The organism is Actibacterium sp. (assembly GCF_055134745.1).
The window spans coordinates 37,634-50,789 of sequence record NZ_JBSRVX010000026.1; the positions used below are offsets into that span (position 1 = coordinate 37,634).

11 protein-coding genes are annotated in these 13,156 nt (G+C 60.2%); 4 read left to right on the plus strand and 7 right to left on the minus strand.

All coding sequences use genetic code 11. The features are described from left to right. The first annotated feature begins 28 nt into the window (after positions 1-28). The gene (gene trpB / locus ACTCHC_RS05945; protein ID WP_463021560.1) at positions 29-1,261 is read left to right on the plus strand and encodes a tryptophan synthase subunit beta; all 1,233 of its coding nucleotides are present in this window, start codon (positions 29-31) and stop codon (positions 1,259-1,261) included. 18 nt (positions 1,262-1,279) lie between these two features. Here trpB and ACTCHC_RS05950 read toward each other — a convergent pair whose 3' ends face one another. The 5 genes from ACTCHC_RS05950 to ACTCHC_RS05970 form a co-directional block, all read right to left on the minus strand. Next, positions 1,280-2,818 (minus strand): acyl-CoA synthetase, encoded by a 1,539-nt coding sequence (locus tag ACTCHC_RS05950; RefSeq protein WP_463021561.1) that lies wholly within the window; start codon positions 2,816-2,818, stop codon positions 1,280-1,282. Between the two features lie 83 nt (positions 2,819-2,901). After that, the gene (locus ACTCHC_RS05955; RefSeq protein WP_463021562.1) at positions 2,902-3,639 is read right to left on the minus strand and encodes an SDR family NAD(P)-dependent oxidoreductase; all 738 of its coding nucleotides are present in this window, start codon (positions 3,637-3,639) and stop codon (positions 2,902-2,904) included. Between the two features lie 22 nt (positions 3,640-3,661). Further along, positions 3,662-4,960, minus strand: a complete 1,299-nt coding sequence (locus tag ACTCHC_RS05960; protein WP_463021563.1) for an acyl-CoA dehydrogenase family protein — start codon at positions 4,958-4,960, stop codon at positions 3,662-3,664. 113 nt (positions 4,961-5,073) lie between these two features. Then, the gene (locus tag ACTCHC_RS05965) at positions 5,074-5,817 is read right to left on the minus strand and encodes a tyrosine-protein phosphatase (protein WP_463021564.1); all 744 of its coding nucleotides are present in this window, start codon (positions 5,815-5,817) and stop codon (positions 5,074-5,076) included. A 4-nt stretch (positions 5,818-5,821) separates the two neighbouring features. Then, on the minus strand, positions 5,822-6,889 hold the full coding sequence (locus ACTCHC_RS05970; protein ID WP_463021565.1) for a phosphotransferase family protein: 1,068 nt from the start codon (positions 6,887-6,889) through the stop codon (positions 5,822-5,824). 120 nt (positions 6,890-7,009) lie between these two features. On the opposite strand from ACTCHC_RS05970, the gene ACTCHC_RS05975 reads away from it, so the two are divergent. From ACTCHC_RS05975 to ACTCHC_RS05985, 3 genes are all read left to right on the plus strand, one after another. Next, on the plus strand, positions 7,010-7,714 hold the full coding sequence (locus ACTCHC_RS05975) for a TetR/AcrR family transcriptional regulator (RefSeq protein ID WP_463021566.1): 705 nt from the start codon (positions 7,010-7,012) through the stop codon (positions 7,712-7,714). 207 nt (positions 7,715-7,921) lie between these two features. Continuing rightward, positions 7,922-10,063: a 3-hydroxyacyl-CoA dehydrogenase NAD-binding domain-containing protein gene (locus ACTCHC_RS05980; protein WP_463021567.1), complete on the plus strand. Its 2,142-nt coding sequence runs from the start codon at positions 7,922-7,924 to the stop codon at positions 10,061-10,063. Between the two features lie 21 nt (positions 10,064-10,084). Next, positions 10,085-11,218, plus strand: coding sequence for a CaiB/BaiF CoA transferase family protein (locus ACTCHC_RS05985; RefSeq protein WP_463021568.1), 1,134 nt, complete (start codon positions 10,085-10,087; stop codon positions 11,216-11,218). Positions 11,219-11,265: 47 nt separating this feature from the next. On the opposite strand, the gene ACTCHC_RS05990 is transcribed toward ACTCHC_RS05985, so the two are convergent. Both ACTCHC_RS05990 and ACTCHC_RS05995 read right to left on the minus strand, forming a co-directional pair. Next, positions 11,266-12,264, minus strand: coding sequence for a ketopantoate reductase family protein (locus ACTCHC_RS05990; RefSeq protein WP_463021569.1), 999 nt, complete (start codon positions 12,262-12,264; stop codon positions 11,266-11,268). Further along, positions 12,257-13,060: a class II aldolase/adducin family protein gene (locus ACTCHC_RS05995; RefSeq protein ID WP_463021570.1), complete on the minus strand. Its 804-nt coding sequence runs from the start codon at positions 13,058-13,060 to the stop codon at positions 12,257-12,259. Before ACTCHC_RS05995 ends, ACTCHC_RS05990 begins: the two co-directional genes overlap by 8 nt. Positions 13,061-13,156: the final 96 nt, after the last annotated feature.

The window sequence follows — 13,156 nt, forward strand, 5'->3', positions numbered from 1 at the left end:
AGACGGCGATACTGCAAGGGGGCCTTTAATGAACGACCTTTTCAACAGCTTCATGTCCGGCCCCGATGAAAATGGCCGGTTCGGCATTTTCGGCGGGCGGTTTGTCAGTGAAACCCTGATGCCGCTGATCCTGTCGCTTGAGGCCGAATACGAACACGCCAAGACCGACCCCACATTCTGGGCGCAGATGGATGATCTGTGGAAGCACTATGTCGGCCGTCCCAGCCCGCTTTACTATGCCGACCGGCTGACGAAGCATCTGGGCGGGGCTAAGATCTATCTGAAACGCGACGAGCTGAACCATACCGGCGCGCACAAGATCAACAACGTGCTGGGCCAGATCATTCTGGCGATGCGCATGGGCAAGACGCGGATCATCGCCGAAACCGGGGCCGGGCAGCACGGGGTGGCCACCGCCACGGTCTGCGCCAAGTTCGGGCTGAAATGCGTGGTCTATATGGGCGCGCATGATGTCGAACGGCAGGCCCCGAACGTGTTCCGCATGCGCCTGCTGGGGGCAGAGGTCGTGCCGGTCACATCCGGGCGCGGCACGCTGAAGGATGCGATGAACGATGCGCTGCGCGACTGGGTCACCAATGTGCGCGATACCTTCTATTGCATCGGGACCGTGGCGGGCCCGCATCCCTATCCGGCGATGGTGCGTGATTTCCAGTCGATCATCGGCAAGGAGGTCCGCTGGCAACTGGAAGAACAGGAAGGCGAAGGCCGTCTGCCCGATACGCTGATCGCCGCCATTGGTGGCGGATCGAACGCGATGGGGCTGTTCTTTCCGTTTCTGGATGACCCTTCGGTGAACATCATCGGGGTCGAGGCCGGCGGCAAGGGCGTAGACGACAAGATGCAGCATTGCGCGTCGCTGACCGGCGGGCGCCCCGGTGTGCTGCATGGCAACCGCACCTATTTGTTGCAGGATGAGGACGGGCAGATCCTGGAAGGCTTCAGCATTTCGGCGGGCCTGGATTATCCCGGCATCGGGCCGGAACATTCCTGGCTGCACGACACCGGCCGCGCCCAATATGTTTCGATCACCGATGCCGAGGCGCTGGAAGCGTTTCAACTGTCCTGCGCGCTGGAAGGCATCATTCCGGCGCTGGAACCCAGCCATGCGCTGGCCCATGTGATGAAGATCGCGCCGGAACTGCCCGCCGACCATATCATCGTGATGAACATGTGCGGGCGCGGCGACAAGGATATCTTTACCGTCGCCCGGCATCTGGGGTTTGATATGGGCGGCGCGTAATCCGCCGCCCATGCGATATCAGATCGACCGGCCCGCATTCGCCCAATAGGGTTCGCGCAGCTTGCGCTTGAACACCTTGCCGGAATCTTCGCGCGGCATGTTGTCTGTAAAGGCAACCGTGCGCGGAATTTTGTATCCGGCGACATGTTCGCGCAAGAAGGCCTGAACGGCGGCGGCGTCCTGCGGTTGGCCGGGCTGCATCTGGATCACGGCACAGACGCTTTCGCCGAATTCTTCGTTCGGGATGCCGAATACGGCGCAATCCTCGATGCCGGGCATCTGATGCAGCGCGGCCTCGATCTCGGCGGGATAGATGTTCACGCCACCGGAAATGATCATGTCAGAGTTCCGGTCGCAGATGAACAGGAATCCATCCTCGTTGAAATAACCCACGTCGCCCGAGGCGATCAGCCCGAATTTCATCCCCTGCCGCGCTGCGGGATCATACCCCTTGTAATCGAAATCGGCGGTGCCGCTGGCACGTCCGATGATTTCACCGATTCCCATGGGCGGCATATCGTTGCCCTCTGCATCGACCACCCTGACAATCGCGCCCGGCATCGGTTTGCCCACGGTGCCCGGATGGGCCAGCGCCTGTTCTGATGTGCAATGGGTGACATTGCCCATTTCGGTCGAGCCATAATATTCGTTGATGACCGGCCCCCACCATTCGATCATCTGGCGCTTGATTTCGGGCGGGCAGGGGGCGGCGGCATGGCCGACATAACGCAGCGATGACAGATCGTACCGCGCGCGCACCTCTTGCGGCAGTTTCAGCAGGCGCGCGAACATGATCGGAACCATATTCAGGTGGGTGATCTTATGCGTTTCGATCATCTTCAGCAGCCCTTCAGGCGTAAAGCGCGGCATGATGATGACACTGGCACCCATTGCATAGGAATAGTTGGAATGCGCATTGGGGGCCGAATGATAGATCGGGCCGATCACGGCCGTTACCACGCTGGGTGGATCAACATCCAGGAAGCCAAAACAACGCCCCAGCATTTCGCGCAGGGCAACTTGTTCCGCGGCCGAACGTTTGCGCCGGATTACGCCTTTGGGTTTGCCCGTGGTGCCGGATGTATAGATCACGGTGCTGGGGGTCGGGGTGGCATCGCCCGCATGCGGTTCAAAACTGTCCCGCCAGGTGTTCCAGTCTGTCACACCGGCGGGCGGCGCGGCGTCTTCGGGGCTGACATCAAAGGCATCCATCAATTCCGGCGGGGTCGGCACAGCCAGAACCTTGACACCTGCCGGTACGGCATCAGCCAGGCGATGCAGCAGGTCAGCGTGAATGACCAGCACCTTTGCTTCGCAGTCCTCAAGGATATACCGCGCTTCGGGAACCGTTGCATGCCAGTTCATGGCCACGGGCCGCGCCCCGATCACGGTTGCGGCCTGACCGACCTCCAGAAAGGTGAAATCGTTGCGAACCAGCATGGCGATCGAGTCATTGGGTTGCAGCCCCAACGCCAGAAATCCGCCGGCGGCCCTTGCGATACGATCTTTCAGTTCTGCCGAAGTCAGGTTGCGATCGCCACTTGAAATAGTCGACATATCCGATCCCTCCAAATCTTTCACTTGGGCCCGCAAGCCTCAAATGCGCTGTATCTTGGCGCGCCGGCCGGCGCGCCAGTATCTTACATGCCGCCGTCGCAGCGAATGATCGCCCCGGTTGTAAAGCTTGACGCCGGGCTGGCCAGATACAGCGCGGTGGTCACGATTTCCTCGGGGCGTCCCGGCCGTCCGGCCGAGTTGGACGATTTTTCACGCGCTTCCGGTGTCCAGGCCTTGGAAATGTCGGTCAGGAACGCGCCTGCGGAAATGCTGTTGACCCGCACCTTGGGCCCATATTCGCGCGCCATCGAAACCGTCATCGCGTTCAGCGCCGCCTTGGCCCCCGAATAGGGGATCACATTGGGCAACGGCATCAGCGCGCCAGAGGATGATATGTTGATAATGACACCACCATCGCCCTGCGCCATGCGATGCGCCACAAGCGCGGCCAATCGGAACGGCCCCTTGAAGTTCAGCGAAACGACCTTGTCGAACAGGGCTTCGGTCATTTCATGCGAGGGCACGGCGGGCGACATGCCCGCATTGTTCACCAGAATGTCGACACGCCCGAATTCGGCATAGGCCGTATCGGCCAGCCGTTCGACATCATTCCAGTTGGATGCGTTCACCGAAACCGCCAGGGCACGCCGCCCCAGCTTGCGAATGTCCGCGGCCGCTTCTTCGCAGGCGTCCAGCTTGCGGCTGGCGATGATCACATCCGCGCCGCGCTGGGCAAAGGCCCGCACCATTTGCAGGCCCAACCCGCGCGAACCGCCAGTGACAAGGGCGACCTTGCCTGTCAGATCAAATAGTTCGTCCATGTCTATCTCCTGTTCCTGCCGGTTAAAGGGCTTCTTCCGTGGCCAGATCGCTCAGCAGTTCGCGGAACTTTTCTTCGGCTTTGGCCTTGACGGTCGGCAGATGATAGTCTGGGAACAGGGTGTCGATCGGCTTGTAGTTGCGCAACGTCTGCCGGGCGACGGTGATCTTGTGCACTTCGGTGGGACCATCGGCCAGCCCCATCATGAAGGATGTCGTGACCATATGCACGAAGGGCAACTCGTCTGACACGCCGTAAGCCCCGTGCAGATGCAGCGCGCGGGATGCGACATCATGCAGCAGCTTGGGCATGGTGGCCTTGATCGCCGCGATGTCGCGCCGGACAAGTTTATAGTCGTTATGCTTGTCGATCAGCCACGCGGTGCGCAGCAGCAGAAGGCGGAATTGTTCGATCTCGATCCAGCTGTCGGCGATCTTCTCCTGAACCATTTGCTTCTCCGACAGGCGCGTGCCCTGGGTGAAGCGCGAAACGACCCGCTGACAGACCATATCAAACGCTTTCTTGGCCTCGCCCAGGGTTCGCATCGCGTGATGAACGCGGCCGCCCCCCAGACGGGTCTGCGCAACAACAAACGCATCACCCCGCCCGCCCAGGATCATGTCCTTGGGAATGCGCACATTGGTATAGCGGAAATAGGCATGGCTGGGTTCTTTGGACCCGACCGTGCCGCTGAGTGTTACCAGTTCGATGCCCGGTGTTTCAGACGGCACAATGAACATCGACATCCGCCGATAGGGGCTGGCATCGGGGTCCGTCACGGCCATGACGATATGAAATGCGGCGTAGTTCCCATTGGAAACAAACCATTTTTCACCGTTGATCACCCATTCGTCGCCATCCAGAACGGCATTGGTGGTAAAGATGGTCGGATCGGCGCCGCCTTGCGGCTCGGTCATCGAAAAACAGGAGACGATTTCATTGGCCAGCAGCGGTTCGAGAAAGCGCTTTTTCTGCTCCGGCGTGCCATAATGGGCCAGGATTTCGGCGTTCCCGCTGTCGGGGGCCTGGGCCCCGAACACCGTGGGTGCAAAACGCGAGCGGCCCAGAATTTCGTTCAAAAGCGCCAGCTTGACCTGACCATAACCTTCGCCGCCCAGCTCTGGACCAAGGTGACAGGCCCACATCTTTTGACGGCGAACTTCTTCCTGCAACGGGCGCACGAGACGCACGAATTTTGGGTTTGTGACGTTGTAGGGGCTTTTCAATACGTGATCGAGCGGCTCCACTTCTTCGCGCACGAACTTGTCGGCCCAATCCAGTTTTTTCTGAAATTCCGGGTCGGTTTCAAATTCCCAGCTCATTGCAGTTCCTCCAATATTTTTCAGATACGTCGTGCGTCGTAAAACGATGAATTAAATATTTCGTATCGCCGTGGACGCCGTTTCGCAAGGGCGTTTTTATGGTGCCGCTTCGATCAGGCCTGAAAACGGGCGCGCAGCCGGTCAAGATCTGCTTCGCTTTGTCCCAGCGTCCGGGTCAGATAGCCATGCAACCCGCCATCGACCGCATCAAGCGTATCAAACATGGCCGCCAGATAGTCCGGATCGGCGCGCAAAACCGGGTCTATGACCTCGGGGCGCATGTCGGCCGCGCCGCTATTGACGCGCCGCCGCAGGAACATGGTCTTGATCACGTCGAATGACCGGTTGGTTTCCAGATAATCAGCCAGAATGGCATCCCGGCTTTGGCCCAGCGCGCCCAGCAACAGCGCGACGGCCACACCGGTGCGATCCTTGCCCGCGGTGCAATTTATGACAACCGCCCGATCGGTAACGGCCATATGGCGGAACATCTGCTGGTAAATTGGCACGAAACGGTTCGGAAGTTCGCGATAGATATGCAGCATGGCCTCGCGGCTGTGCTGTGGGGTGCTGCCGGGATCGCGCAGGATGCGGGTCAGGTCAGCGATATGCATGTCGTGAACAAAGGCCACATGATCCACGCTGCCGTCGTCAAACTGCGGCAAGGGCTGGCGGGCCTGTTCGCCGGCCGCGCGCAGATCGAACAGCGTGATCGGCCCAAGCGCCTGCAATTGTGCCCGTCCGGCCGGTGTCAGGGTGTCATAGGCCCCTGACCGATACAGCAGACCCGGCTTGATACCGCCCCCAACCGCCCGAAAATTGATGCCACCGTCAATCAGGGGCAGCGGAATCTGCATCAGTTTATCCATTTTGTCCGAACCTGTCGCCCTGTTCTATGAAGGCCATTGCCCGTTTCATCAGCCGGATAGCCCCCGCATGCAACCGGTCGCCAACCTCTTTGGGGGCTTTTCCGGCCGATGCACGGGCATAGGTTCCTTCCAGAAGGATCGACAGTTTATAACAGCCCAAAACGGCATACCAGTTGATCGACGACATATCGCGCTTGGTTCGGGCGCTGTAATAGTCGATCAATTCGGCGATGTTGGGCAGACCCTCCCATTTGATCATATCCGAGGTGTTTCTGTCAGGGCCAATATCCTCTGGCCAGGTTGCGATGGCCCAGCCCATGTCAATCAGCGGATCGCCGATCGTGGCCAGTTCCCAGTCGACAATGGCGGCGATTTCCGGGCCGTCATTGCGGAACATCACATTGGCCATGTGAAAATCACCATGCATGATGCCCGGCGTGAATGTCGCAGGCGTGCGCGCGGCCAGCCATTCGGAAATTTCCGCGACATGCGGCAGGCCATCCGGCCCGGGCCAGCCCGCGAAATCATGATAGCTGTCCAGTTGTCCGCGCCAGCGGCTGACCTGACGGTCCAGAAAGTTTTCCGGGCGTCCGAAACCTTCAAGGCCCACCGCGATATAATCCACCGCAGCCAGGGTTAATCCGGCATTCAGAAATTCAAAGCCCATCTGGCGCCGGATATCGGGCCGCGAGGCATGCAGTTCGGGAAGCGTCTGGGTCGCGGTAAAGCCTTCCACCGGCTCCATCAGATAGAAGGCACGCCCCAGCACATCCTTGTCGGGGCAGGGTGCGATCAGGCGTGGATGGGGCACATTGGTCTGCGCCAGCGCCGTCAGCACCGTTATTTCGCGCTGGATGGTCTTGTTGCCGTCGAGGCGCGGATTGGCGGGCGGGCAGCGCAGCACATAATCGCGGCCGTCCCGTTTGAAACGCAGCAGAATATTCTGCGTTCCCCCGGTCAGCGCGCGGATGTTTTCCAGCGCGCCATGACCCAGCCCCTGCGATGTCATCCAGTCAGTCAGCTTGTCAGTATCTATTTGCTGACGCCAAGAGTCTTCCATTGAACGGCATCCCATCCTATACATTTAAAAGATCGTGTAACCCCGGCTGTCGACATGGTCCGACCCGCAGGGTGCGACAGATTTAGAACGCGAAACTATTGAAGGCCGAAAGCGATATCAATGACAAAAATCGAAAAGTCGCGCAGCCAGCGAACCCGGGACAAGCTGAAAGAAGCGGCCAGCGAACTTTTTATAGAGCGCGGAATCGACAACGTATCAGTGCGCGATATCGTAAGCGCCGCTGGTCAGCGCAATATCGGATCTATCGCCTATTATTTTGAAAGCAAGGAAGCGCTGGTGCGCGAATTGCTGATTGATGGCGCCAAGATCGTCGATGCCCGGCGCATCGAGATGCTGAACGAACTCGAAAAGGGTGGCAAGCCCGTTGCGCTGCGCGATGTGGTCAGCGTGCTGGTGAAATCCTCGCTTGTGCAGGATCCGGCCGTTGAAATGAACATGCGTTTCTTCAACCAGTTCTTCAATAAGCGGGAATTGTATCTGGCCGCGATCGGTGGGCAGTTGAATTCCGGCTATCGGCGCTGTGTCGATTATTTCCGCGACCATCTGAAGGATCAGCCGCGCCAATTGGCCAGCGAGCGGATCATCGTGATGCTTACGCTGGTATCCAATGTTCTGGCGATGCGCGAAGTGTCGCTGCATAATCAGGAAACCGATGAGGAGCGGAATATTTTCGGGTCACGGGCCTGGACATCGCCCAGCGTGATCGAAAGCCTGATCGATTCATGTGTCGGCGTTCTGTCTTATCCGATCTCGGAGCAGGCTGTACGTGCGTCGGACGATGCCGGTCAAATCAAAGCCGAGTAATACATTGTTTGATTTCGCCGGAATCATCCCGTAATCTCTGCCCGAATGCCACTGGCAGGATCAGGGAGAGCGACGGGTGAAGTTGTTTCATGCAGATGATGTCGATACGGGGCCGCGCTGTGTCAGCCGGCGGCCGTCTTCTGCGTGCTCCCCGATCCGCCGGTGCCGCAGCACAAGAAGATTTTCATAATACAAAGGGTACTGACTATGGCGCATCGCTATGAAAAAGGCGCGGATGGAATCGTTGTTCTGATGCTGGATGCATCCGACCAGTCCAACAATACGATGAACCCGGAATTCAGCGATTTTCTACAAGCCTCGGTCGAAAGGCTGGAGGCTGAGCCCGGCCTGAAGGGCGTTATCATAGCATCGGCGAAAAAGACATTCTTCGCGGGGGGTGACCTCAAACGTATCCTGAACACCGTTGCGGTGGATGACGCCTATGCACAGGGTATCATTGACAAAAAGGCCGTTTTGCGTCGGCTGGAGAAACTGCCGGTGCCGGTTGTGGCCGCAATCAACGGTGCTGCGCTGGGCGGGGGTTTCGAGATTTGCCTGAGCTGCCACCACCGCATCGCGTTGAAATCGCCCGCCGTTTCCGTGGGCCTGCCCGAAGTGTCGCTGGGGCTTTTGCCCGCGGCTGGCGGTATCGTGCGGCTGACGGCCCTGCTGGGGCTGGAAAGGGCGCTGCCGCTGTTGCTGGACGGGTCGGTTATCGGCGCAAGGGCGGCGCTGGATCTGGGCTTGGTCGATGAACTTGTCGACGCGCAAGACGATCTGTTGCCCGCCGCCCGCGCCTGGATCACCAGCCATCCCGATGCCGCCGGCCAGCCTTGGGACCGCGACGGTTTCGAATATCCTGGCGGCGGGGCCGATGCGCCCCATATCCGCGATTTTGCGGCCAAGCGGCTGGACGGCGTCATGAAAAAGACCCGCGGCCTGCTGCCCGCGCCGCTGGTGATTCATCGGGTCGCGCTGGAATCGATGCGGACGAGCATAGATGAAGGCATGGTGGCCGAGGTGCGCGGTTTTTGTGAACTGGTTGCCGGCCCCGAGGCGAAAGCCGCCATTTCCACCTTTTTCTTTGGCATGAATGCCATCAAGAATGGCACCTTCCGCCCCAAGGGCGAACGCTGGAAGGCCGGCAGCGGCGCCATTCTGGGAGCGGGCATGATGGGGGCCGGCATCGCCTGGTCGCAAGCCAATCGTGGAATGAAATCGGTGCTCAAGGATACCGAACTGGCCAAGGCCGAAAAGGGCAAGGCCTATTCCGAAAAACTGGCCGACAAGCAGATTTCGCGCGGGCGCATGGATGCAGCGGGCAAGGAGGCGCTGCTGAACCTGATCCGCCCAACCGACAAGGACGATTTCGATGGCGTGGATATCATCATCGAGGCGGTTTTCGAAGATGTCGACATCAAGGAAAAGGTAACAGCCAATACATTCGGCCTGCTCAGCCCCGAGGGTATTTTCGCGTCCAACACCTCGACATTGCCTATTTCGCTGTTGTCGAAGGCCTGCCCTGATCCGTCGCGCTTTATCGGGCTGCACTTCTTCTCGCCGGTCGACCGGATGAAGCTGGTCGAGATCATCCTGGGCAAGGACACATCGCAAGACACCCTGCGCAAGGCCTATGATTATGTTCAGCAGATCGGCAAGATTCCGATTATCGTGAATGACAGCCGCGGCTTTTTCACCACTCGTGTCTTTGGCACCTTTATCGACGAAGGTATGGCGCTGTTGCATGACGGCCTGCCGGCGGCCGATATCGAAAAGGCAGCCTGGAATGTCGGCATGCCGGTGGGGCCGCTGGCCGTTCAGGACGAGGTTTCACAAACGCTGTCGGTGCGGGCCGACAAGGCCAACAAGGCGCTGGATGAACGGCTGGGCGTCAAGGACGGCTATCCGGTCAAAAGCCGGGTCAAGCAGCTGATCGCCTACAAGCTGGTCGAAATGGGCCGCGGCGGGCGCGCCTATGGCGGCGGGTTCTATGATTATCACCCGGATGGCACCAAGACCCTGTGGCCCGGCCTGACCCAGTTCGCACAAGGCACCGTGCCCGTCACGATGCGCGATGCCGAAGACCGCATATTGTATCGTCAGGTTATCGAAGCCCTGCGCTGCTATGGCGAAGGCGTGGTGACATCCGAGGTAGAGGCCAATATCGGTTCGATAATGGGGATCGGTTTCCCGGCGCATACCGGGGGCGTGTTGCAATTTGTGCGCGGCGTGGGCATTGACCGTTTCGTGACGCGCGCGGCCGAACTGGCCCAAGCCTTTGGCCCGGCATTCGAGGTGCCGATGGCCGCGATCGAAAAGATGAAAGCCGCCGACGCTGTGGCCGCCTGACCGAAACCGAAGGGAGAAATCATGCCAGGACCGCTGGAAGGACTTAAAGTAATCGAAATGGCCGGGATCGGCCCGGGCCCGCTGGCCGGGCAGATGCTGGCCGATCAGGGCGCCGAGGTCATCGTGATCGACCGCGGGCTGGGCAAGCCGCGCCTGCAGGACATCATCAGCCGCAACAAGAAAAGCGTGGCCATCAATCTGAAATCGCCCGCAGGCGTCGAAACCGCGCTGGTGCTGATCGAAAAGGCCGATATCCTGATCGAAGGGTTCCGGCCCGGCGTGATGGAAAAACTGGGGCTGGGGCCAGATATCTGCCATGCCCGCAACCCGGGCTTGATCTTTGGCCGCATGACCGGCTGGGGCCAAAAGGGGCCATTGTCGCATACGGCCGGTCACGATTTGAACTATCTGTCGCTGACCGGTGCGCTGTCGCTGATGGGCGCCGCTGATGCGCCGCCATTACCGCCGCTGAACCTGGTGGCCGATTACGGTGGCGGCACCATGTTCCTGTTGTTCGGGGTATTGTCGGCGCTGTGGGAACGCAGCCGGTCCGGCAAGGGGCAGGTGGTCGATGCGGCCATGGTCGATGGCGTGTCGGCGTTGGCGGGCCTGTTTCGCAGCATGCAGGCCAAGGGCGTCTGGAAATATGAACGCGAGGCCAACATGCTGGACGGCGGCGCGCCGTTCTACCGGGTTTATGAAACCGCGGATGACAAGCTGTTTTCGGTCGGCGCGATCGAGCCGCAATTCTTTGCCGAACTGATCGAAAAGGCAGGGCTTCCCGCCGAGGTTGGCGATGCGCAATATGACCGCGCGCAATGGCGCGACCAGCGCAAGGTCTATGAGCAGGTGTTCCGCAGCAAGACCCGTGCCGAATGGGAAGAAATCTTTACCAATTCGGATGCCTGTGTGGCCCCCGTCCTGACCATGGATGAGGCCGTGACCCATCCGCACAACGTCGAACGTGAAACCTTTATCGAACTGGCCGGGCTGATGCAGCCCGCCCCGGCACCGCGATTTGACCGCACCCCTGCGGCCCGCCCCACCGAACCGGTGCCGACGGGGCATGACACGCGCGCCATCCTGCGCGCGGCGGGGTTCTCTGACGACAAGCTGGAACAGCTTCTGTCCGATGGCGCGATTTTCGCGGCCTGATATGTAAGATTTGACAGGCCGACCCGACAAACCGGGTTGGCCTGCCTTTATTCCCTGGCTGCCTGGGGGCTGGCATATTGTGCCCGGATCAGCGCCAGTTCTACGACTATATCCAGCAGTGGCGTTGCCACGCCCGCCATGCGCGCCAGATGCAGCGGCGCGCGAAACATGGCATCCAGCTCCATCACCTGTCCGCGCTCGAAATCCTGCAGGATGCTGACCTTGTGGTCGGATTGCAGCACGAATTGGCGTTGGGCGTCGGTTTCGACCGGCAGATCAAAGCCATAGGCGGCGGCAATGGCTGCCACCTCGGCCTGGATGCCGGCCCGCAGCGTCAGCATCGCCGGCGAGGCATAAAGATGTTTCAGGCTGGTCTGGGTCAGGATCGCGACCGGCCCCGATGCGATATTGCGTTGCAGCTTGTCCCAGATGGTGTGGCGGATCGTATCGGTGGCGATCGCGTTCAGCCCGCCGGCGGCCAACAGCGCCCGCACCCGTTCCAGCCGCATGGTCATCTGGCCGGATGGCTCGCCCAGGAACAGCGGCTGGCCGGGGTTGTCGATGATGACTTGCCCGGGCGCGGTTACACGGGCGGCTGTCGATACCACGCAACCGATCGCGCGTTCTGGTCCGATCCGGTTCCAGATCTCGGCATCGGGGTCTACATCGGGCAGGGGCGCATCGGCAAAGCCACCCCCATGGCCATGGAAATACCACCACGGTACCCCGTTCAGTGCGCAGACGACCGCCGTATCGGGGCGCAGCAAGGGCGCGATCATTCGCGCCGCCCCAGCCAAGGCAGGGGCTTTCACCGCCAGAATGACGATATCCTGCGCACCAAGATCGGCAGGATTGTCCGAAGCGGCGGGATGCAGCACGTGATGCTTGCCCGCCCGGGTGATCTGCAACCCGTCGCGGCGGATCGCCGCCAGATGATCGCCGCGCGCCACCACCGACAGGGCCGCGCCGCCATCGGCGGCGGCCAGCGCCAGATGGGTGCCGATGGCACCCACCCCGAACACGCAGACCCGCGCTGCGTCAGTCACGATAGGACGGGTCTATCTTGTCCAGCTTGCGCAGCAGGGCGGCCCATTCGCGCTGGCCGTTCCAGTCGCCCAGCTTGCCTTCATTCTCGTTTGACCGCACGGTTTTCGGCCCGCCCAGAACGCGGGCGCTTTTCTCGATGACCTCGGCACTGGGCCAGGTCAGTTCGGCATTCAGCGACAGAATTTCAACCTGGCATTTGCAGGCATTGTCTAGCCTGTTCATCAGCAGGAACGCCTCGGGGATGGATCGCCCGCAGGTCAGCAGACCGTGATTGCGCAGGATCATCGCATCGGTATTGCCCAGATCGGCCACCAGCCGTTCGCGTTCGGCCGGTTCGACCGCCGGACCTTCGAAATCGTGATAGCTGATGCGATCATGAAACCGCATCGCCGCTTGTGTCAGTGGCAGCAGCCCGTCTTTCATCACGGACACCGCGACACCCGCCTTGGTGTGGGTGTGCAGCACGCAGGCCACATCATGCCGGGCAGCATGCACCGCGCTGTGGATGACGTAACCGGCGTGGTTGATTCCGTATTGCGGATCGGGCTGCATCAGAATGTTGCCGCCGTGGTCGATCTTGATCAGGCTTGAAGCGGTGATTTCATCATAGAACAATCCAAACGGGTTGATCAGGATTTCATCTTCGGCCCCCGGCACACGTGCCGTGATGTGATTATAGATCAGATCGGTCATGCCATAGAGGGCAACCAGGCGATAGCAGGCCGCCAGATCGACCCGTGTCTGCCATTCGGCCTCGGTGACGCGATCGCGGATATTCGTGACATGCTGGTCCATGGCGGCTCCTCCTGCGCTGTGACAATCTGAGAATGATGGAATATGAGCGATTTGTATAGGCTTGCACGTTCACAAATGCGTGCATTGGGGGAATAT

What these genes read in the sequence shown, in the direction of transcription:
- trpB (WP_463021560.1), top strand. Translation starts at nt 29, where the DNA reads ATGAACGACCTTTTCAACAGCTTCATGTCCGGCCCCGATGAAAATGGC.
- ACTCHC_RS05950 (WP_463021561.1), bottom strand. Translation starts at nt 2,818, where the DNA reads ATGTCGACTATTTCAAGTGGCGATCGCAACCTGACTTCGGCAGAACTG.
- ACTCHC_RS05955 (WP_463021562.1), bottom strand. Translation starts at nt 3,639, where the DNA reads ATGGACGAACTATTTGATCTGACAGGCAAGGTCGCCCTTGTCACTGGC.
- ACTCHC_RS05960 (WP_463021563.1), bottom strand. Translation starts at nt 4,960, where the DNA reads ATGAGCTGGGAATTTGAAACCGACCCGGAATTTCAGAAAAAACTGGAT.
- ACTCHC_RS05965 (WP_463021564.1), bottom strand. Translation starts at nt 5,817, where the DNA reads ATGCAGATTCCGCTGCCCCTGATTGACGGTGGCATCAATTTTCGGGCG.
- ACTCHC_RS05970 (WP_463021565.1), bottom strand. Translation starts at nt 6,889, where the DNA reads ATGGAAGACTCTTGGCGTCAGCAAATAGATACTGACAAGCTGACTGAC.
- ACTCHC_RS05975 (WP_463021566.1), top strand. Translation starts at nt 7,010, where the DNA reads ATGACAAAAATCGAAAAGTCGCGCAGCCAGCGAACCCGGGACAAGCTG.
- ACTCHC_RS05980 (WP_463021567.1), top strand. Translation starts at nt 7,922, where the DNA reads ATGGCGCATCGCTATGAAAAAGGCGCGGATGGAATCGTTGTTCTGATG.
- ACTCHC_RS05985 (WP_463021568.1), top strand. Translation starts at nt 10,085, where the DNA reads ATGCCAGGACCGCTGGAAGGACTTAAAGTAATCGAAATGGCCGGGATC.
- ACTCHC_RS05995 (WP_463021570.1), bottom strand. Translation starts at nt 13,060, where the DNA reads ATGGACCAGCATGTCACGAATATCCGCGATCGCGTCACCGAGGCCGAA.